Annotated in this window: 19 protein-coding genes; 10 read left to right on the forward strand and 9 right to left on the reverse strand. The window is 65.7% G+C overall.

The genetic code is table 11. From position 1 onward, the window contains the following. Positions 1-183: 183 nt before the first annotated feature. Positions 184-1830 (reverse strand): hypothetical protein, encoded by a 1647-nt coding sequence (locus AKJ09_RS11340; protein ID WP_146647211.1) that lies wholly within the window; start codon positions 1828-1830, stop codon positions 184-186. A gap of 283 nt (positions 1831-2113) precedes the next feature. Continuing rightward, positions 2114-2653 carry an Lrp/AsnC family transcriptional regulator gene (locus AKJ09_RS11345; RefSeq protein ID WP_146647212.1) on the reverse strand — a complete coding sequence of 180 codons (540 nt, stop codon included), beginning with the start codon at positions 2651-2653 and terminating at the stop codon, positions 2114-2116. A 104-nt stretch (positions 2654-2757) separates the two neighbouring features. Here AKJ09_RS11345 and phhA point away from each other — a divergent pair, with 104 nt between their 5' ends. Then, positions 2758-3645 (forward strand): phenylalanine 4-monooxygenase, encoded by an 888-nt coding sequence (phhA, locus tag AKJ09_RS11350; RefSeq protein WP_146647213.1) that lies wholly within the window; start codon positions 2758-2760, stop codon positions 3643-3645. 15 nt (positions 3646-3660) lie between these two features. Here phhA and AKJ09_RS54765 read toward each other — a convergent pair whose 3' ends face one another. Genes AKJ09_RS54765 through AKJ09_RS11365 form a run of 3 tightly spaced genes read right to left on the reverse strand, consistent with a single transcriptional unit; the run spans position 3661 to position 5614 of the window. Then, positions 3661-4308, reverse strand: coding sequence for a UPF0149 family protein (locus AKJ09_RS54765; RefSeq protein ID WP_146647214.1), 648 nt, complete (start codon positions 4306-4308; stop codon positions 3661-3663). Between the two features lie 42 nt (positions 4309-4350). Further along, positions 4351-4938 (reverse strand): PepSY-associated TM helix domain-containing protein, encoded by a 588-nt coding sequence (locus AKJ09_RS11360; RefSeq protein ID WP_146647215.1) that lies wholly within the window; start codon positions 4936-4938, stop codon positions 4351-4353. Beyond that, positions 4931-5614: a molybdopterin-dependent oxidoreductase gene (locus tag AKJ09_RS11365; RefSeq protein ID WP_146655501.1), complete on the reverse strand. Its 684-nt coding sequence runs from the start codon at positions 5612-5614 to the stop codon at positions 4931-4933. Before AKJ09_RS11365 ends, AKJ09_RS11360 begins: the two co-directional genes overlap by 8 nt. Before the next feature lie 181 nt (positions 5615-5795). Here AKJ09_RS11365 and AKJ09_RS11370 point away from each other — a divergent pair, with 181 nt between their 5' ends. Together AKJ09_RS11370 and AKJ09_RS54230 are read left to right on the forward strand one after the other, a co-directional pair. After that, the gene (locus AKJ09_RS11370; protein WP_146647216.1) at positions 5796-7436 is read left to right on the forward strand and encodes a methyltransferase; all 1641 of its coding nucleotides are present in this window, start codon (positions 5796-5798) and stop codon (positions 7434-7436) included. A gap of 456 nt (positions 7437-7892) precedes the next feature. Further along, the gene (locus AKJ09_RS54230; protein WP_205633687.1) at positions 7893-8648 is read left to right on the forward strand and encodes a tudor domain-containing protein; all 756 of its coding nucleotides are present in this window, start codon (positions 7893-7895) and stop codon (positions 8646-8648) included. Between the two features lie 140 nt (positions 8649-8788). Here AKJ09_RS54230 and AKJ09_RS11380 read toward each other — a convergent pair whose 3' ends face one another. Next, the gene (locus tag AKJ09_RS11380) at positions 8789-10306 is read right to left on the reverse strand and encodes a pyridoxal-phosphate dependent enzyme (protein ID WP_146647217.1); all 1518 of its coding nucleotides are present in this window, start codon (positions 10304-10306) and stop codon (positions 8789-8791) included. 25 nt (positions 10307-10331) lie between these two features. Here AKJ09_RS11380 and AKJ09_RS11385 point away from each other — a divergent pair, with 25 nt between their 5' ends. The 3 genes from AKJ09_RS11385 to AKJ09_RS11395 all read left to right on the forward strand — a co-directional run bounded on the left by AKJ09_RS11385 (position 10332) and on the right by AKJ09_RS11395 (position 12745). Beyond that, on the forward strand, positions 10332-11387 hold the full coding sequence (locus AKJ09_RS11385) for a hypothetical protein (RefSeq protein ID WP_146647218.1): 1056 nt from the start codon (positions 10332-10334) through the stop codon (positions 11385-11387). Between the two features lie 119 nt (positions 11388-11506). Next, the gene (locus tag AKJ09_RS11390) at positions 11507-11854 is read left to right on the forward strand and encodes a hypothetical protein (RefSeq protein WP_146647219.1); all 348 of its coding nucleotides are present in this window, start codon (positions 11507-11509) and stop codon (positions 11852-11854) included. A gap of 174 nt (positions 11855-12028) precedes the next feature. After that, complete coding sequence (locus tag AKJ09_RS11395; protein WP_146647220.1) at positions 12029-12745, forward strand: phytanoyl-CoA dioxygenase family protein; 717 nt, start codon at positions 12029-12031, stop codon at positions 12743-12745. A 7-nt stretch (positions 12746-12752) separates the two neighbouring features. Here the strand turns inward: AKJ09_RS11395 and AKJ09_RS11400 are convergent, their stop codons facing one another. Together AKJ09_RS11400 and AKJ09_RS11405 are read right to left on the reverse strand one after the other, a co-directional pair. Further along, positions 12753-13079: a response regulator gene (locus tag AKJ09_RS11400; protein WP_146647221.1), complete on the reverse strand. Its 327-nt coding sequence runs from the start codon at positions 13077-13079 to the stop codon at positions 12753-12755. 154 nt (positions 13080-13233) lie between these two features. Continuing rightward, positions 13234-14841, reverse strand: a complete 1608-nt coding sequence (locus AKJ09_RS11405) for a DUF4419 domain-containing protein (RefSeq protein WP_169927455.1) — start codon at positions 14839-14841, stop codon at positions 13234-13236. Positions 14842-15134: 293 nt separating this feature from the next. Between AKJ09_RS11405 and AKJ09_RS11410 the strand changes: the two genes are divergently transcribed. After that, positions 15135-15908: a DUF4261 domain-containing protein gene (locus AKJ09_RS11410; protein WP_146647223.1), complete on the forward strand. Its 774-nt coding sequence runs from the start codon at positions 15135-15137 to the stop codon at positions 15906-15908. A gap of 20 nt (positions 15909-15928) precedes the next feature. Here AKJ09_RS11410 and AKJ09_RS11415 read toward each other — a convergent pair whose 3' ends face one another. After that, positions 15929-16867 carry a cell division protein ZipA C-terminal FtsZ-binding domain-containing protein gene (locus AKJ09_RS11415; RefSeq protein WP_146647224.1) on the reverse strand — a complete coding sequence of 313 codons (939 nt, stop codon included), beginning with the start codon at positions 16865-16867 and terminating at the stop codon, positions 15929-15931. 82 nt (positions 16868-16949) lie between these two features. On the opposite strand from AKJ09_RS11415, the gene AKJ09_RS11420 reads away from it, so the two are divergent. The 3 genes from AKJ09_RS11420 to mutH are packed head-to-tail and all read left to right on the forward strand — an operon-like array spanning position 16950 to position 19293. After that, positions 16950-17756 (forward strand): GNAT family N-acetyltransferase, encoded by an 807-nt coding sequence (locus AKJ09_RS11420; protein ID WP_146647225.1) that lies wholly within the window; start codon positions 16950-16952, stop codon positions 17754-17756. Between the two features lie 60 nt (positions 17757-17816). Continuing rightward, positions 17817-18530 (forward strand): hypothetical protein, encoded by a 714-nt coding sequence (locus AKJ09_RS11425; protein ID WP_146647226.1) that lies wholly within the window; start codon positions 17817-17819, stop codon positions 18528-18530. A 58-nt stretch (positions 18531-18588) separates the two neighbouring features. Continuing rightward, a complete protein-coding gene (gene mutH / locus AKJ09_RS11430; protein WP_240488440.1) occupies positions 18589-19293 on the forward strand; it encodes a DNA mismatch repair endonuclease MutH in 705 nt (234 codons plus the stop codon). Positions 19294-19454 lie beyond the last annotated feature (161 nt).

Consider the following 19454-nt stretch of genomic DNA (forward strand, 5'->3'; position numbering starts at 1 on the left):
CGAGCGGTCTCATCTCGGAGGATGGGCTTAGACTGGCGTAGAGCGGTCGATCGGGCAGCTCACGGCCGATGCGTGGAACACCATCTCCATCACCGTGCCGTCGAACGCGGCAGCGCTCGACTCGATCGGTATCGAGTTCGCCGTCCTCCAGTGCGTGGACCGGCACGGCCTATCTCGACGCGGTCACTTGGTAGCAGGCGCCGGCGGCGCGGCCCGGCATATGCTGCGCCCCTCCCCGCGCAGTGCGCGGCGGGCGAGAAGAACGCTAACAGCGATGACGGCGAATGCAGTGCCGAGGTCCGCGGGAGAGCGCGAGCTCCGGCCCGTCGCACAGCCGCCATCGTCGCTGTTCTCGACCTTGGGATCCAGGGCCCCCGGCCCGGCGGGTGTCCCCTCGCGCGAGGGCGGATCCTGCGGGGTGGGCACGGAGGGCGGGCCCGCACCGGTCTCCGGTTGGAAGACATTGTCCTCCTCGCCCGTCACGACGATGATCTGGTCGCGGTCGACGCCGGCAAAGATCTCCTGGTAGCTCTTGGAACGCGAGGGCTCGAGCCCGCCCGTAACGAGCTCCTGCACGAGGCGCATCCCCGTCTGGTCGCCCTCACGGAACCACGAACCAAGCGCGTTGCTTACCGTGTCCATGTACTTCGTGCCCGACGGATCGTCGGGATTGAGCAGCGCGCGCCGATCAGCGAGCGTGCGGTCGATGTACGCGAGGGTATCGCAGCCATTGACTACCCAGAGCAGGTATTGGCTAGAGACAAACGTTCCGCGATTCATGAGCGCGCGGACGTTGCCGCCTTGCCCGGAGTGGCCGCTGTAGAACACGAGATCAGCACGGGGCGTCACCCGCTCGTACCAGGCATCGAATGCGGGGCCTTCACTGTCTAGCCACGTGCCCACACGCGTAGTGTTCACACGAACGCGAAGCCCGCTCGGGAGCTCGGCTTCCAGCACGGCGAGCGGCGCACCATCCTCCCGCGTGCCGCGAATAAAGGCTCGCTTCGAAGCATCGGGTTGGAGGCTTGTCAGGAACGCGGTCGTCGCGTCGAGGAATTGCTCGTAGGCATGCTGGCCGGCGTCCTGGGGCGTTGGGTTCGCCTCGAAGCCGAAGACCGCCACGACCTCGAGCGCTCGGTCGCGCCACACGAGGTCGTACTCCGGATATTTTCCCACCGTATTTTCCGCCGAGACGCGCGTCGTCGCCGTGGTTTTTGTCACGTCCTCGGGGGCAAGGACGCAGCCTTCTTGGCTCGGGCGATAGAACAAAAACATCACACCAACTTCACCTTGCGTAGCTGCGCTCAAGTCCCCTCCGTCGGAGGACACGCACTTCGCACCGTACCGACGTGTGAATTGCTGCTGTGCCGAGGCGTCGACGCGGACGGGGAACGTCATCGGGTAGCTCGACGGTGGCGTCGCGCCATTTCCCCACGCCACGGGCAAACTCGCGCGGTACGCAACGCGATACCCCCCTTGCGCGGCAGGGCTTATCCTAATATCCGATATATCCAATCGTTCGTAACGACCGACCGACAGATCGCCATTCAGAATACCCACGCTGTAGAGAACCTGCGTTTGGATGAGCTGGCGAACGACACCCGGATCGTCTGTATCGCTCAGAAGCTCGCCGCTCCACGCGAAGTCCACGAGTGTGGCGACTGCGCTCGCAAAGTCGGGAGAGGCCGTTCCCACCGTTCCCGGCGCTTCCGTGCTCGAGACCCCGTCCACGTTCCCGCAGGCCACCAGCGTCCCCGCGCACATGGCCGTGGCGAGGAGTCTCGCAATGCGGGCTAGGCGATGCGAAAACTCAGCAGTGGACATCGGCATGACCCGACCAGATATTTCACGCCACGTGCCGTTGACTCGCGGAGGGAGAAACGCGCACCCGGGCGGATGGCCGCGCGTTCGCGACACTGCGATCACTCGAGGGCCGGTAATTGGCGCAGCACCGGAAACGGGCCGCGAAGCCCCGTGGCGAGAAAAAGGCCTAACCGGTCAGACTTCTCCTTCGAGACGCGCCCGACTCGATGCCACGACACCGTCCGTTTCGGCGGCGTCGTAGCGCGGGTCGAGAGCTGCCGAATTCAAGGTCGGCGTCGGTCGCCGAACCTCAGGAGTCGGAGCCCGGCGAGCGCCCATTGCGCGACGCGCGGCGCTTTGGTTTTTCTTCGTCCGTGTCGGGGGAGGCGAGCGGCAGGGCGCTGACCTGCTTGACCGTGTTGAGGACGAAGCTCGAATTGATGTCGGCGACGGTGCCCGCGTTGAGGACCTTGTTCATGAAGCGGGCGAAGTCGTCGAGGTCGGCCACGTAGACGTGGAGCAGGTAGTCGAGGTCGCCGGTCAGGGCGAAGCAGGCCACGACTTCGCTCCAGCGCATCACGTGCTGACTGAACTTCTCGACGGTCTTCGCGTCGTGCTTCTCGAGCTGGACGCGGACGAAGGCCTGTAGGCCGAGCCCTACCTTTCGAGGGTCGAGCCTTGCCTGGTAGCGCTCGATGAAGCCCTCCGCCTCGAGGCGCTGGAGCCTGCGGAGGCAGGGCGCCGGCGACAGGTGGACCCGCTCTGCAAGCTCAGCATTACTGATCCGCCCCTCGCGCTGGAGGATCTCGAGCATGCGCAGGTCGATGTCATCGAGATGATGCTTGGCCATGTTTCACTCCAAAAACGACCTTTGGCGCAATCTTCGTGCTTTGTTCGCCATTAGGGCGTCACAACGCAAGAACGTTGCTCCAAGGATGTTTCATACTTTTGACAGTGAGCAACAGCAGCACCCCCCGCCGCGTCGAGCACACCAAGTCGGACCGTGGATTCACGCCGATTTATGCAACCGGAACCGTCGATCAATCCTGGTCGAACTACACCCGGGATGACCACGAGGTCTGGGCCACGCTGTTCAAGCGCCAGCGGGAGCTGCTCCCTGGCCGGGCTTGCAACGAGCTGCTGGTGAACCAGGAGCGCTTCGGGATGAGCGAGCACGCCATTCCGAAGTTCGACGAGCTCAACGTCACCCTCAAGAAGGCCACGGGCTGGGAGCTCATCGGCGTCGAGGGCCTGCTCCCCGACGACGTGTTCTTCGGCCACCTCTCGCAGCGTCGCTTCCCGGTGACCTGGTGGATCCGCAAGAAGGAGCAGCTCGACTATCTGTCCGAGCCCGACCTCTTCCACGACCTCTTCGGGCACGTGCCGCTGCTCCTCGAGCCGGTGTTCGCGGACTACATGCACGCGTACGGCTGCGGTGGCGTGAAGGCGGCCAAGATCGGCGCCGACGCCCTCAAGCGTCTGACGCGCCTCTACTGGTACACGGTCGAATTCGGCCTGATTCGTCGCCCCGAGGGCCTGCGCATCTACGGCGCCGGCATCGTCAGCTCGAAGGGCGAGTCGATCTACTGCCTCGAGTCGAACAACCCGAACCGCATCGGCTTCGACCTCGAACGCGTGATGCGCACGCAGTTCCGGATCGACACCTACCAGCAGACGTACTTCGTCATCGACGACTTCGAGTCGCTCTTCGCGGCGACGCGCCCCGACTTCGCTCCGCTCTACGCGAAGGTCGAGAACCTTCCGGACTTCGCCGCGGTCGACGTTCTGCCGACCGACCTGGTTCTCAACGCGGGCAAGCACGCCGCCGTCAGTATCGCCTGAAGCGCTGCGAACCGGTCACTGGCCGCAGCACTTTTTGAACTTCTTGCCGCTGCCGCACGGGCAAGGGTCGTTTCGACCGACCTTGGCCTCCGTGCGGCGCGTCGGGACGCGTCGCTCCTTCCAGTAGTCGCGGAGGTCCGTGACGTACTCGAGGAGGTTCGCGCGATGCTTGGCGCGCCAGGCCTCGGGATCTTCAATGACGTCGCCCTTCGCGTCACGAAGAAGGTCTTCGCCCACTTCGTCGGCAATGATCGCGAAGACGAAGACGAGCATGTACGCCGCCTCGTCGCGCTTCCACGAGGCGTGCAAATTCGCGCCGGCGACGTAGCCACTGCAGAAGTCCTCGCAGGCTTCGACCGCGTCCTCGTCGGGAACGAGCGAGTCGATCGATTCCCGGAGCCGCGTGTTGACGTCGTTGTAGAGCGCCATGAGGGTCTGCAGGCCCTCGTTGGCGGTATCGATGTTGGCGAACGTCTCGTCGTCGACGAACTCGTTGATCCAGACGTTGACCGGAATCAGCTCCGGACCGCTCAGAAGGCCCGTGAGATAGCCCTCGGCCCAGGTGCGATCCATCCCGAGCTCGTCGAGAAAGTCGTCGATCTTGCCGTCGTCCACGGGGGCGGAGAGCATCTGCTGCGGGTCCATCGCGCTCCGCCATCGCACGGGCCGCGGCCCTCGTAAAGCTGAAGCGCCCCCGCGGCCGCTCTACGGTCCTGCGAGGGCGATGTAGATGACCGGGATGGCGATGCCGAGGCCGACGAGGAGCGCGCCTCGGCCGAAGAAGCCCTTCTTGCCGGCGATCATGAACATGCCGCTCGTGGCGAGAAGGAGAAGCCCGGCCGCGTAAGCGTCGGCCACGTACGTCCAGGCCTTCTTGCCTCGGTTGAGGTGCAGCCAGTTCGCGAAGCGCAGGATGAAGCGCGGCTTCTGTCCGTCGTCGATGACATGCCCCGTGACCGGGTTCACGTGGAGGCTTCGCTTGTCGAAGGTGATCTCGAGCTCCTCGGGCGAGGCTCGATACACCTCGCGCGGCGTCTCCTTGATCGACAGCTTCTGGCGAACGGCGTCGGCGATGGCCTCGTCGCTGCCGAGCGAGGCGAGCGCGCCGAGCTCATGGGTTGCTTGGTAGTTCTTGAAGCTCGGATCGCCGTCGGACCAATCGGTGACGTGATTCACCGCGAGCCCGGACATCGCGTAGATGAAGGTCAGGCCGACGGCCACGTACCCGATGTCACGATGAAGCGCGCGAATCCACGGACGCCAGAGTGCCTTCTTCGGCTTGGCGTCAGCCATAGCGCTCCTCTTTCCAAGGATCGGCATGGTTGTGATAGCCGCGCGTCTCCCAGTAACCGGGCTTGTCGGCGGTGACGAACCGAATGCCGGTCAGCCACTTGGCGCTCTTCCAGAAATAGAGATCGGGTACGACCGCGCGAACCGGCGCGCCGTGGGCGCGGGCAAGAGGCTGGCCTTCGTACTTGTGCGCGATGAGCACGTTCGGCGCGAGCGCTTCGCGAATGGGCACGTTCGACGTGTAGCCCTCGGCGGCTTCGAAGATGACGTGACGCGCACTCGGCTTCGGCTTCGCACGCGCGGCGAGCTCGGCGAGCTTCACGCCCGTCCACTTGCTGTCGAGGCACGTCCACTTCGTCACGCAATGCACGTCGCAGATCTGTTCGACCTGCGTCATCGCAAGCAGCTCCTTGAAGTCGATCGTGAACGGCGCCTCGACCTCGCCGTACACCTTGAGGCGCCAGGCCCCTGGGCTCGGATCGCCTTCGGAGCCGCCCATCGGACGGATGCGCTTCAGGAGGTACTGGTTCGGCGGCAAGCGGGGTCGACCGTCGGGGCGCAACGTCGCCCGCGCCCGCTTCTCGTCTTCCTCGCTCGCCAGCACGTACGTCGCGCCGCCCAGGGCGACCACGGCCGTACCGGCGGCGAGTGCCCCGCGGAGGAAACGCCGTCGCCCCATCGAGGGCTCGAGTTGGCGTTCGAGGAGGCTTTCGAGGCTCTTATCCTCGCGATCTGGCTGGGAACGGCTCACGAGGGAACTCCCGACGGTGACCTGAAGTCTATCCGGCTCACGGGGAGAATACGCGCGAGCCCTCGCGCCGGTTACGCCCGCTCGCGAAGTCGTGTAAGCCAAGGTGATCATGGCGCCTTCCACGGGTGAGGTCCCGCTCACCTCGCGCGTACGAGATCCCGGCTTCACGCCCTCCGTGCGTGATTTGCCCAAGCTGCTCGAGCTCATCGGTACCGACGACGAAGAGCTCGCCACGGCCGTCGAGCGTGCGGTGCTCCGCATCGAGACGCAGTACCGAGCACGCGTCGTCGAGACGGTGACCGCGGCCGCCACCGCCGCGACGCGCCCGGCACGCGGGCGACTGGCAAAGCTCGTGGGGCGACTCGCAACGGGCGGCGCAGTCGAAGATGCCGTGCGCGCGTGGCTGCTCGGTGCGCTTCGCGATGCCGATCCGAAGACGCGTCGCACGGCGGCACGCTCGCTCGGCAAGCTGAAGCCCCGCACGAAGAGCGAAGCCGCGAGCACCGAAAAGGCGCTCCTCGAAGCGTGGGACGCGGCAGAGGGCGACGACGATCGACGCGCGCTCACCGAGGCGCTCGGCAAGATCGGGTCGCGCGAGGCTCTCGCGAAGATCTCCCAGGGCACGCCCGACAAGGTCGCGAGCCGCGCAGCCGTGATGATCGAGCGCGCAGCCGCGCGCGAGAACCCCGGCAGAATCGATCTGTCGGCATCGCGTAACGCCCCCATTCGCTTTCACACGCGCGCGGGCCTCGAAGGCATCGTCGCCGAGGAGCTCGGACGGGTGTGGAAGCCGGAGCTGCGCGGCCCCGGCGTCGTCGAGGCCACGCTCGACGGCCCACTCGCGAGCGCCGCCGCCATTCGCACGGCGACGCACGTTGGCTTTCCGCTCGCGCGCGTCGTTCGTCGCGATGATCTCGCCGAATCGATCGTCGAGACGCTCCTCGCTCGCGAGGCCACGTCACTCTTCGAGACCTTCACGAAGACGGGCGGTGCGCCTATCCGCTTCCGTCTTGCCTGGGCGCAGGGCGGGCATCGCCGCGCGCTCGCCTGGCGCTGTGCGGAGCTCGTGCGCGAACGAACGAAGACGCTCGTGAACGATCCGACGGACAGCACGTGGGAGGTCGTCGTCGACGACCGTGACGGCAAGCTCTCCATCGAGCTCGTGCCGCGAGGCTTCACGGACGAACGCTTCGCTTACCGAACCGGCGTCGTTCCGGCGTCGTCCCATCCGACGATCGCAGCGGCGCTCGCACGCGTCGCCCCTCGCTCGGACGACGACGTGGTCTGGGACCCGTTCGTGGGCGCAGGTGCGGAGCTCGTCGAGCGCGCTCGCCTCGGTCCTGCCAAGGCACTGTTCGGGACCGACATCGAAGACGAGGCTCTCGCGGCGGCACGGAAAAACCTCGAGAACGCCGGCGTGACGGCGACTCTCCACCGCGCCGACGCCCTCACCTTCCAGCCTTCGCGCGTCACGCTCATCATCACCAATCCGCCGATGGGACGGCGCGTTCAGCGCGGGGCCCACACGGATCTCCTCGAACGCTTCGTGAGCCACGCCGCCAAGGTGCTCGTCCCGGGGGGCGCCATCGTGTGGACCCTCCCCGAGGCACGGAAGATCCAGGCGCGCGCCGAGCAGGAGGGGTTCACCGTCGAAGGAAGCGTGACGGTCGATATGGGTGGCTTTCCGGCCGAGCTTTGTGTCTACCGGCTGGGCGGGAAACGCCGTCGGCCGGCCGGCGGGAAGACCTGAAGGTGCGCCGGCGCTTGTGTCGCTCGTGGAGCTGACTCAACATGGATCCCTCGATGATTCACTGCGCGAAGTGCGGCGCCGAGCTGATCGGGTCGCGGAAGTTCTGCACCGCGTGCGGAGCGCCCGCTGTCGACCTTCGATCCACGGGTTCTTCTCTCGCGGCGGTTCCGCCGGCTCTCACGAGCGTCCCCGCCGCAGGCTCGGCCCCTTCGATCGCCTACGGCGCTGCGCCGCCCGTTCCCTCGCAGGTGAATCCGTTCGCGCAGACCGCCATCCCGAAGGACCGTGTGTCCGACTACGGTCCGCCCCGGCCGCTCTCCCGATCATCCACCCGCCGCCCGCATCGAGCCCCTCGCCGGGCGTCGGCGCGCCACTCCCCACAGCTCCCGCAGCGGGTAATCCGGCGGCTCCCGTCATCGAGGCAGCGCCTGTTCCCTCCCCGTCTCGCCGCTCGCGGTGAGCAACGTCGTCTCGGGTCGCAACGCACTCGACGAGATCGCCGCGTCTCGAAACACGGGAGCACCGGCCCCAACGCAGGGTCAAACGGCGCGCACGAGCAAGCCGCCGCCGCTCCCTCCGCGCCCGTCCAAGCCACCGCTCGAGGGCCCCACGAAGACGCCGATCGCGGGCACGATGCTCATGCCGAACACGGCGTTCGTGCCGCCCGTAGAAGGTCCGCGCAGCACCGTGGAGCCGGAGCCTCATCAGGGCGGCACGAAGGTCATGGCGGCCTTCCCGCAGGCCATGCCGAAGCCGCCGGAGCCCTCGCCCGCACCGGCGGTCGTACAACCGATGTCGGTGCCGGCTCCCGCGCCCGCGCCCGTTCTCGCGCCGGCTCCCGCTCCTGTCGTCGCCCAGCCGATGCCCGCGCCTATGCCTCACGTGCCGATGCCGGCACCTGCGCCCGCGCCCTACGTTGCGCCCGCGCCCGCGCCGTACGCGCAGCAGCCCTATCCCCAGCAGCCCTATCCGCAGCCTCATTACCCGCAGGCCGCGGCTCCCGCTCCGTATCCCTACGGCTATGGTGCGCAGCCGATGCCGCCGCCGAATTACGGGTACGGATACGCGCCTGGCTCACGCGTCCAGGTGACGTGGTCCGATGGCCGTCGCTATCCGGGCACAGTGCAGCAAGCCAACGGCTCGATGCATCTCGTCGTCTTCCCCGACGGCCAGCAGCACTGGGTCGACATGCCGTACCTCGCGCCGGGCTGACGCGCTTCTCGCTCGTCTCGCTCGTTCGGGGTCGCGTGTGAGCGCGTCGCCAACGAGCACGAAAACGAGCACAAAACGCCGAGCGGCGTGACACCGTCCCGAACCGGGAGGCGCACGCCGCTCCTTCGACTAGTCGTCGATCAGGCGCGCTTCTCGCGAGCGCCGTTGGCCTTCTTGCCGACCTTCTTCGTGGTCGCGCGCGGCGCGGGCTTCGAGGCCTTCGCCTTGGGCGCCTTGCCCTTCGCGGTGAGCGCTTCGGCGCCCTTCTTGGCGAGGTACTCGATGAGGTCGATCTTCGTGACGATGCCGACGACCGCGTCGCGCTCCATGACGATGGCGGCGCGCGCATCGGCGAGCACGCCCTGGAGGAGCTCGAGCTTCGTGTCCGGCGTGACCGTCGCGTAGTCGCTCTCGACGAGCTCCTTGATGGTCGAACTGGCCGAGCGCGTGCCGCCCACGAGGTGGCGGAGGAGGTCGACTTCACCGACGACGCCCTGGAGCTTGCCCTTGTCGACGACGGGGAGCTGGCTGATGCCGAGCTGCTTGAGCGTCGCGATGACGTCCTTCACCTTCGCGTTCGAAGGCGTGGTGACGATCTTGCGCTTGCCGCGGAGGTGCAGGATGTCCGCGACGGTGCCGATGCCCGGCTCCTCGTCGAGGAAGCCGTTCTCGCGCATCCAGTCGTCGTTGAAGATCTTCGAGACATACTTGCCGCCCGCGTCGCAGAGGAAGACGAGGATCTTGATCGGTCCCTTCTTCGCCTTGGCGAGCTTGCTGGCGTTGGTCTTCGCCCACTTGATGGCGCCCGCGACGGCCGCGCCGCCCGAGCCACCGACGAAGAGGCCCTCGAGACGCGTCATGTCGCGCGTCATGAGGAAGCACTCCTTGTCGTCGACGCGAACGATGTCGTCGAGGATCTTGAGGTTCATCGTCGAGGGGAAGAAGTCCTCGCCGATGCCTTCGACCTTGTACGAGAAGGGCTTGGTGACGCGGCCCGTCTTGACGAAGTCGTAGTAGAGCGAGCCGACCGGATCGACACCGACGACGGTGATGTCCGACTTCTTCTCCTTGAGGAACTTGCCGGTGCCGCTGACGGTGCCGCCCGTGCCGAGGCCGGCGACGAACACGTCGAAGTCACCCTTCGTCTGCTTCCAGATCTCCGGACCCGTCGAGAGGTAGTGCGCCTCGGGGTTCGCGGGGTTGTGGTACTGGTTCGCGTAGAACGAGTTCGGGGTCTCGTCGGCGATGCGGCGCGAGACCTTGTAGTAGCTGCGCGGGTCGTCGGCATCGACGGCCGTGGGGCACATGACGACCTTCGCGCCGAACGCCCGGAGGTGCGAAACCTTCTCCTGGCTCATCTTGTCCGGCATGACGAAGATGCACTTGTAGCCGCGGATCGCGGCGAGCAGCGCGAGCGAGGCGCCCGTGTTACCGCTGGTGGCCTCGACGATCGTGCCGCCCGGCTTGAGCCCCGCCTCTTCCGCACGGCGGAGAAGGTTCCACGCGAGACGGTCCTTGTGGCTACCGCCCGGGTTGAGGTACTCGCACTTCACGTAGATCTCGACGCCAGGCGGCAGGCCCTCCGTCACCCGATTCAAACGGACGATGGGGGTATCTCCGACGGCCTTGGTGATGTCTTCGAGCGCTCCGTGCATCATGGATAGCGGGCATACGATGCGACCGTTGGTCCGTGCAAGCGCTACGACGACCGAGACGTTCATTGCCTGCGTCCTCGCATCGGGGCCGTCGGGTCTGGCCTCACGTTTCCGGGCCGTCACGGTCGCGCTCGTCGGACTTGCATTTGCCGGCGCAATCGTCGGGTGCGGCTCGGCCCCACCTCCACCACCTCGCCCGCGCGAGCCTCCACCTCGCACGATGGTGGTCAACCTCCCGAGGATCACGCTTCGCGCCACGAGCTACGCCGAGCTCCATGCCTGGCTCGCGGCCGCGGCGCGCTCGTCCGAACCGCTTCCCGACGCTGACCTCGAAGCCTCACGAAAGCCCTATGCCCGAGCCCTCCGCGACGACGTGCGCGACGATCTGCTCGCCACGAGCCTGAGGGCCATTGCCGATTGCGACACCGATCGCTGCGCCCATGACGCACTCGGTCAAACTCCATTCGGCCCGAGCTTCGACGCGGCGCTGCCCATGTTCGTCGCTCGGGAATGGACGACGCGGGCCGACGTTGCCCAGGCCGGCATCGACGCGAGCCGGGCCGCCATGGGCGTCGAGCTCGAGCCTCTCGTCATGCGCTTGAGCAAAGATCTGGGCATTGCCTGGCCGGAGAGCGGAGCCACGGTGCCGGTCGTCTCCCAGACGCCCGACGTGGGCCGCGAGGCGCTCGTGCCGGTGGCGCTCTCGGCACGTGGCTCCTGTTTCGTCGGCACGCGTGGCGAGGAGCCGAAATTGCGCGACGCCCGCGTCATCGATTGCGTGCTCACGCTCGCTACCCTCTCGCTCCGCTCGAAGAGCGCATTCGCCACCGCGCTCGCGAGCGAGCTCTCACCGCGCGAGGCCGATCGCGCGTGGCAGCTCACTGCCATCCATGCCGTCGCTGCGACCGTAACGGCGTGGGCGCCGAAGCATGTCTCGGCGATGCGTAAGTCGGCCCTGGCCGTCGAGGAACCCGCGTTGAACTGGCTCGCCGAGAACTGGCGAGCGCGTGCCAATGGCGAGTCGATCGCGATGTTCGCCCACCGCTGGGCCGAGGCCTATCGCGACACCGTGCAAGCGCATTGAGCCGCTGCGACGTGCACGCGTCGCGCACGAAACTCGATCGACGAAACGATCGTCGTGCCTAGCTTTCCTACGCTCGCCGATGTCGAATGGTTCGGCAAGCCGGTGAAGGGGGAAGAACGATGAGCATGCACCAGACGCACGGAACCCATACGCACACGCACGGTCCGAGCTGCGGACACAAGGCCATCGAGCACGAGGGCCACACGGACTACCTCCACGACGGCCACATGCATCATCCACACGGCGATCACGTCGACGAGCACGTCGTCTCCGTCAGCGCGAAGAACCCGGCCGCCTGCACGCCTTCCCATGCCTGCACGGGCCACTCGAAGGACCACGTGCACGGCGCGAACTGCGGGCACGAGGCCATTCCGCACGGCGACCACGTCGATTACCTGGTCGACGGTCACATGCACCATGCACACAACGGCCATTGCGACGACCACGGGCCGGTGAAGGTCGGCTGAAGGAGCGCTTGCCAGCGCGATCGCGTGCGCTAGGATTGGTGCGCGTGATGAAGACTCTCTATTTCGCGTCGACCGTCTTCCTAGTCTGAGCGTTTCGCTCGGTCGCTGGGCGTGGAAGAGGTTTTGCCAACTCGCTCGGAATCCGGGCGGGTTGGCTGCGCGTGGAGGTCTGTCGTGTCACCTGTTTCGAAGAGTGTTTGGGTCGACGAAGGATTCGTCAAAATCGAGAACGCCTTTCCGCGAGCGCTCGCGGAGGAAGCGCGTTCGATCTTGTGGAAGGACACGGGCTGCAATCCGAACGCTCCTTCCACGTGGACGAAGCCGGTCATTCGACTCGGCATGTATTCGCAAGAGCCCTTCGTCGCCGCCGCGAATACGCCGATTCTCCATGACGCGTTCGATCTTCTCGTCGGCGCGGGGCGCTGGCAGCGCTGCGCGGCGGTGGGCACCTTCCCTGTTCGCTTCCCCTCGGCAATCGAGCCGGGCGACGACGGCTGGCACGTCGACGCGAGCTTCGGCTACGACGCGCCGGACTTCATGGATTGGCGCGTGAACGTCCACTCCAAAGGCCGCGCGCTCTTGATGCTCTTCCTCTTCTCCGATGTCGGCCCCGACGACGCGCCCACACGCATTCGCGTCGGCTCGCATCGAGACATCGCCCGACAGCTCGCTCCCGCCGGCGAAGCGGGCCTTACGCTCCGCGAGCTCGCTGCAAATGGCTTCGACGAAACCGCGCATTGCCCCGAAGTCCATGCGACGGGCGAAGCCGGCACGGTCTATCTGTGCCACCCGTTCTTGGTCCATAGCGCTCAAAAGCATCGGGGAACGAATCCCCGCTTCCTCGCGCAACCCCCGCTCCTTCCGGCGAACGGTCACAATCGCGACGCCTAGGCCGCGGTCAGCGCAGCGCAGCGCCTATCGCACGGAAGTCCTTCTTCGAGCAGATGGCCGTCGCCCCCGCGCTCCGGAGCTCCTCGTTGCCCTCTTCCCTCGAAGACACCGCCACGATCTTTCCTCCAAAGCCGATGGCACGGAGTGCGCGCACGACCTCCGTACCTTTTCCGTCCGGCAGGTCGTAATCCACGAGTACCGCGTCGAACGCGTGTGACAATCGACGTTTAGCCTCGGCAATCGTCGTCACGAGAACGACCTCGTGATTCGCCAAGAACTGGTCGATGACCGTCTGCGCGAACACCCGATGATTCTCCACGAAGAGGAGCTTCACCACTCCGAAACATGCGCGAAGCCATTTTCATTCCAGCGCCCAGCGAGGACTGCGACTCCCCGAGCCTGACGCAGCCGCATTGGCTGCCGCGCGAGAATGACGTCATCGCACGGCCCAGACTCTAGGCAGACGATTCGCCCGTGACGTCGACCCTCTAAGCAGAACGGGGATCCCGAGCGGGCGGTTCGCGTTGCGGGACAATCGGAATTACCGCGTGGTCGTCCAAGGTCGATGGAGCTCGGGGTGGCAGCTCGCCGTCGTGTTCGAGCGCGTGGAGAAGGATGGCGGCGAGTGAGGAGCCGACGACCGGAACATCCTGTGCCCATTGGGTCGTCTCGAGTCGTTTCGGCCAGACCTCGATCGGAGGATGCGCGTACGAAAGCCCCGTGACCGGGTCAGTGCCCTCCAGAGGCGGGGGCCGCACGAGAAACCGCTCGTCGCCGAGCACGTAGGCGCTGCCCTTCCTGGTCAATGCGTGAGCGAGAAACAGGCCGTTCGGCAAGTCCAACCAGCGTTGGATTAATTCCGTCGTGCCATCGGACAACTTCACGTCGACGAGTTCGCGGTCGCGCCGCCCTCGAAGCCGCCACGTGCGTTCACCCGAGAACGCGAGGGTCGCCGTTCCGATCCGTTCGGCCAGAGCGATCTGCTCGGCTGTCCCAGCGACCAAGCTCCGAAGTGGATCGCGTTCGTCGACAGTATATCGATGCTCGCGAACGATCCGATCCGCGACATCCAAGATGCTCGCCTCTGGACGTCGAATGACATAGGCGGACACTGGCCGGAGGGCGCCGTGCTCGTCTTGCTCGATGCCCATCAAACCTCCGCTCGCCTCGAGCTCCTCCGTGCGACCACCGATCAAGTCCTCCACACGAACGAGCATCGAAGAAGGGCCACATGGCGCGTCTTCCAGCGCGATCCCGGGACCGTTGTACCACTCGTTCGGCGAGCCAGTGTCGTCCGGTTGCGAGAGGCGGAGCGCCAGCAATGGATTTGGGACCGAGACCGTGCCCGCGGACTTCACGTATGGGAAGAGTCGCGCCACCCATCCGGTTATGCGCTTCCAGCCGTATGCCTTGCGTGGCTTGTAGATACGCCGCCACATTGCAACGTCGGGCCGGCCCTCCGAAGCGCGAACGAATTCATCTGCGATGGGCTTCAACGATCGCGCCCACTGGCGAAGCTCGAGCTCCTCGATGACGTCGATACGCTCGCGAATTTTTCGCCAGTCCTCGGGCGTTCCCGTGAGCGTGACCTCCGGAATCCCGCACACGCACGCAACGAAGAAATCAAAATACGGAGAGACCGCGTCCATGAGGACAATCTCGCTGGCGATGCGGTCGACGTCGGTGCTCGTCGAGAAATCGCAAACGAGGAGGCGCGCCAACCCCGGCCCCGTATGCTCGGCAACCTTCTCTCGAAACGCGTCGATGATGTCTCGCCACGCGTCATGCGTGGTCGGCAACTCGCCCAGCCAGTCCACCTTGATCGCCTCGCGACCAGTGTGGCGAACGAGGCGTGGACGCAACGCCTCCGCGTTGAGACGAACATGCTGCGCCACGCCTTGAGCGATCGTCAACCAGATGGCGTCCGGCGAGAGCACGAGAGGTCGGTGCTCGGCGAAAGCAAGGTGCACGGCACCAAGCAGGGGATGCACGGCCGGCAACTCCACGACCCGAGCGTCACGGTCGGCGCCCACGCAAATGGCCCCTTCGCCGATCACGTCGCCGAATCGGCGAGTAGGCCGCGGCTCGGTCGCCATGCGCACATCATCGACAGCAAACGTGATCGGCATAGCTCAAAAGCTACCATGTGAACGGGTTCGCCCCGCCTTCTCGTCTCACGCCGCGGGCTTCCGAAGACCGATCGACGGGGCACGCGGGAATGAGTCACCAGAGTGAGATCTCCCGCTCATCGGCGAACCGCTCATCGCGAAGGCCCGTTCGTGACGCACGCTCCGACTCGACTTCGGCGCTGGGCCCCGCGTGACTCAACCGCAGTAGCGGGCTGAGCGCTACGCTTGCAGCACGCCTTGGACACGGCGAGGCTGGCTCCGTGAGCAACCTCTTCATGGGTCAAGGCATCGCCTCTCCCTGCAAAGTCATGGCGATGATCCTTGCTCGCGAGCCGCGGATGCCCGCCCCCGAAGCGGTTCGGCGCGAGCTCGCGAAGACTCACCACGTGAAGATCGACCACGCCGGTGGCGCCATGTGGGCGATGGACGTCGATGGGCAGCCGTCGTTCGTCGGGCTGATGCCGATGCCGATCCCGTGGTCCCAGCTCGAAGGTCCTTGCGCCACGGCGTGGTGGTGGCCCGAGGCTACTCCGATCTGCAAAGCGTCGCCCGCGCACTTCGTCGTATCGACGCAGTCCGACGATGGCGACGTCTTCGCAGCCAACCTTCGCCTTACCGCCATCGTTGCAGCCTTCGCACGCGCCGCGGAGGCACCGGCGGTTTACTGGGGCGCCGGAGCCGTAGTCCGAAGCACGGTGGACTTCGCCGAGCAGGCGGACATGGCGACACGTGAATACTTGCCGCTCCGGCTCTGGTTAGAGGTCCGAGTCACACCCGAGGGAAAGAACGATTCGTTCTTCGCAACGACGGGCATGACGGCCTTCGGGCTCATGGAAATCGAAACCATCGCGCCGCGCGCTCAGACGGACCACGTTCTCGACCGCATGTTCAACTTGGCACACTACCTATGCGATTCAGGCCCAGTCCTCGAGCACGGGCACACGATCGGACTCAGCGCGGATGAGCGGGTCGAGATCTCTCACCGGCCCTCGCGGTGGAAGCGCCCCGGCAACGTGATCTTCTTGAGTTGGTGAGTCCGAATTGAGCTTCGGTGTCAGAGAAGCACCATCGTGTGATGGTGACCTGGCGGGAAGCCGGCGTTCACGAGCCGAATGGTGACCTCCGCCACCTGCTTTCTCAAGGCGTCGCGGTCGAGATCGGTCTCCTTGCCATCGACCAATCTGCCTCCCAGTCGCGTTTGGGTATATGTCGCGGCTGCCAGCATCCCCTCCAGAACCACCGCTGGATCGGCCGACCGGGGAATCGAAAATGCGAAGATGAGATCGCCGACATGCACGCGATCGTCGGCAATCTCATTGGGGATGAAATACCCCGGGCTGGTGCTGGAGCACACGCTGAAGAGGTGATCATCTCCCCGGGAATCATCCTCATTTTCCCAGTGGAAGATGTCCATATCGCCCCAGTGCAACCCAAGGCACTGCATCACGTCCCATACCGTCTTGCCATCGAAGGTCTCCCCCTCGGGAGCGAGGAGCCGGACCTCGGCGCGAGCGTCATCGTATTCGTCGCGAAGTTCGTCCAACTCTCGCGCCCGAGCGAGCGCCTCCCTCGCGGACAAGCGAGCCTTCGTGCTGCCTGCTCCAAGGAGCTTGGCCGCTGCCTCGCAGGCCAATACGATTTCGTTCAATCGAAATTCCGTGAACGATTCTTTGCCGAGCCGTGTGAAATCGAATCCGAGAGCAAGTTGGTCATAGTCGTCCGGGACGTTGCTCGCATCGACATACGTCCATGCTTTGTCAGCAACCGCCCGACCGTAGATCGTCGGCCAATCGTTCTTCTGACGCCAATCACGCTCGAACACGCCCAGAATGTCGGCGCGCCTGAACGTGCCTTCGAACCTTGGGCCAATATCGATCACCCATTCGACGGCGTCTTGCGGGCCGAAATATGGCTTGGCGGACGGCGCAGCCTTCGGGCGGACCAAGAGGTCCGACACGTCCTCGGAGCCCTCCATCGCGAGCACGTACGTCATGACGCATGAGGTACCGCGGCGATGCGATGGCGACAAGGCCGCGCAGGGTTCACTCGAAGCGCGGACCTCGTAGTATCGGAAGGTGGCAGAGGATCGAGATCACTTCATCGCGGACATGGTGCACGAGCTCGAGCGCGCGGCGGCAGTGGCGAACTGGCGGCGGCCCGATAGCGTCGTCGACGAACGGCCTGGTTGGTTCCAGATCACCACGCCGTCGTCGAAGGGGCGCTGGCACAATCGTGTCGTCGAGTCGGTGATGACACGCGAGGAGGCGCCGCGTCGGATCTCCGAGGTCATCGCGCATTACCGCGCGCTCGGTGTGGACTTCGCTTGGCGTGTTGGTCCCAGCGCTGCGCCGTCCGACCTCGGCGAGATCCTGGCGAACCATGGCATGGTGCCAACCGAGCTCGTGGGGATGGCGGCCCAGGTCTCGCGCGTGAGCGTCTCGATCGAGCCGAGAATCACGGTGGAGCGCGTCGGACTACACAACGTCGTGGACTACGTGCACGCGAGCGCTGCCGGATGGAACAACGACCCGGCGACCGCAGCTTCGCTCCTCGCCGACATGCAGCGCACGCTCGCCGATCCCGACAACGACTGCCAGTTCTTCGTGGCCTATTGCGACGGCGAACCCGCCGGCTCCGGCGCCCTCTGGCCGGTGAGCGCTCGCTCCGAGTACTTCCTCGGTAGCAGCGTGGCGCCGAAGTTCCGCGGCCTCGGCGTTTACCGAGCGCTGGTCGCCGCGCGCATCACGGAGATGCGTTCGCGAGGCGTGCCGCTCGCCACGATCTGGGCGATGCAAGACACCTCCGCCCCGATCTGTCAGCGCCTCGGCTTCGAGGCTCTATGCAAAGCGCGTATTTACGCGTGGCCATCGGCGCTCGCGTGAACGGAGAGCGGTCGCAAAGAAAGTACGCAACCGACACGCGCGCCGGCCGATACGCCCGGTATGAGGCTCCCCATCGTCTTCGCGACTGCCCTTGCACTTGCGACCGCAGCTTGCAGCGGCGACAGCGACAGCACGGACGACTCCGCCCACCCAGCCTGGCTCGTGGGTGCTTGGCATACGAGCTCGTCGGGTGGCGCCTCGTCGTACGACGAGAGCTACACATTCGACACCGGCGGTGCGGGGCGTTGGTCCAGAGCCACGGCCTATGTCGACTTGTACGGAGTCGACTTGGAGCAACGTGCACTCGATTGGTCGTTCGAGGCTCCGAACACCCTCATCATCAATGGCACGCCGCGACAGATCGAGGTCACGAACGGTTGCACCCAGATCAAGATGGACGGTCGCACGTGGTCGGGCTCGCCTCCTGACGGCACTTGTCCCACCAAGGTCGATGCCCTCACTCCGCTCGAAGAGACATTCGTTGGCGGCTGGACGATCGATCGTCCGCCGGCCGACGACACAATCCATGGCGCGTTTCGTGGCTCCTTCAGCTTGAACGCGGACCGCGAGCTCTATCTGTCGCTCTACCTCGATTACAAGAATAGCTGGCAGAGCCAGAGCATCAACAAGAGCGGCAAGCCGTGGCGCGCAGACGACGAGGGAGACCTGCAGGTCGACACGAACGATGGACCGCTCCACCTCCGGCTCACGCGCAAGGGGGACACGCTCGAGATCTGCTACGGCGCGTTCGGCTGCTTCATCGGTCACAAGTGAGGCGCGGACGGAAGCCAAAGCGCTTGCCGCGATGCGAGGGCGCTGGCAGATAAGGCGCGTGGAGTTTCAGAGGCCGAAGGCGTTGCGGGAGGTCGTGCCGCCGGGCTCGCCCGAGGAGCTCATGGCGAGGGCGAGGGCGCTGGTCGGTGTGGAGCTCGGGAGCGTGGCCGTGGCGCTCGGGATCGATACGACCGGGACCGCCGTGAAGACGAAGGGCATGCCCGGCGGCATCGTCGAGCGTGCGCTCGGAGCAACGGGCGGCGGCGCCAAGGTGCACGACTTTCCGGATCTCGAGATCGAGCTCAAGACGATCCCCGTCGACGCCAAAGGCGCGCCCATCGAGTCGACGTACGTATGCACGCTCTCGCTCGCCGATGCGGAGGAGCAAGAGTGGGAAACGTCGTGGGTCCGCGCCAAGCTCTCGCGTGTGCTCTTCGTGCCGCTGATTGCCAAAGAGGGCGCGTCGTGGCGGGCGCGGAGATTCGGTGAGCCTGTGCTCTGGTCGCCCACGCCCATGCAGGAAGACATCCTTCGCTCGGACTTCGACGAGGTCGTCGGGCTCATCGGCATCGGACGTATCGAAGAAGTCACCGCGCACATCGGTCGATGGCTGCAGGTCAGGCCCAAGGCGGCGCATGGGCGAGTGCGCACGATTGCTTGGGGAGCCGAGGGCGAGGCGATCGCAACGGTGCCGCGCGGCTTCTATCTTCGCACGCGCTTCACCGGCGCGATCCTCACCGATCCCGCCGCCGAGCCGGATTGACTGGCCGGGCGCCGCGAGAAGATCTTCGTGGCGCCATTGTTCGACGATGTAGAATGCACAAAGCGAATCAGCGGCAGTGACCGAGGCTTCGCCAATCACGTCGTCGCGTGTCAGGACCAACCGCCTGATTGATCAGGGCAGGAGCCGGCAACTTCCAGCGC

Origin of the sequence: Labilithrix luteola (genome assembly GCF_001263205.1) — a bacterium.
GTDB classification, from domain to species: domain Bacteria; phylum Myxococcota_A; class Polyangia; order Polyangiales; family Polyangiaceae; genus Labilithrix; species Labilithrix luteola.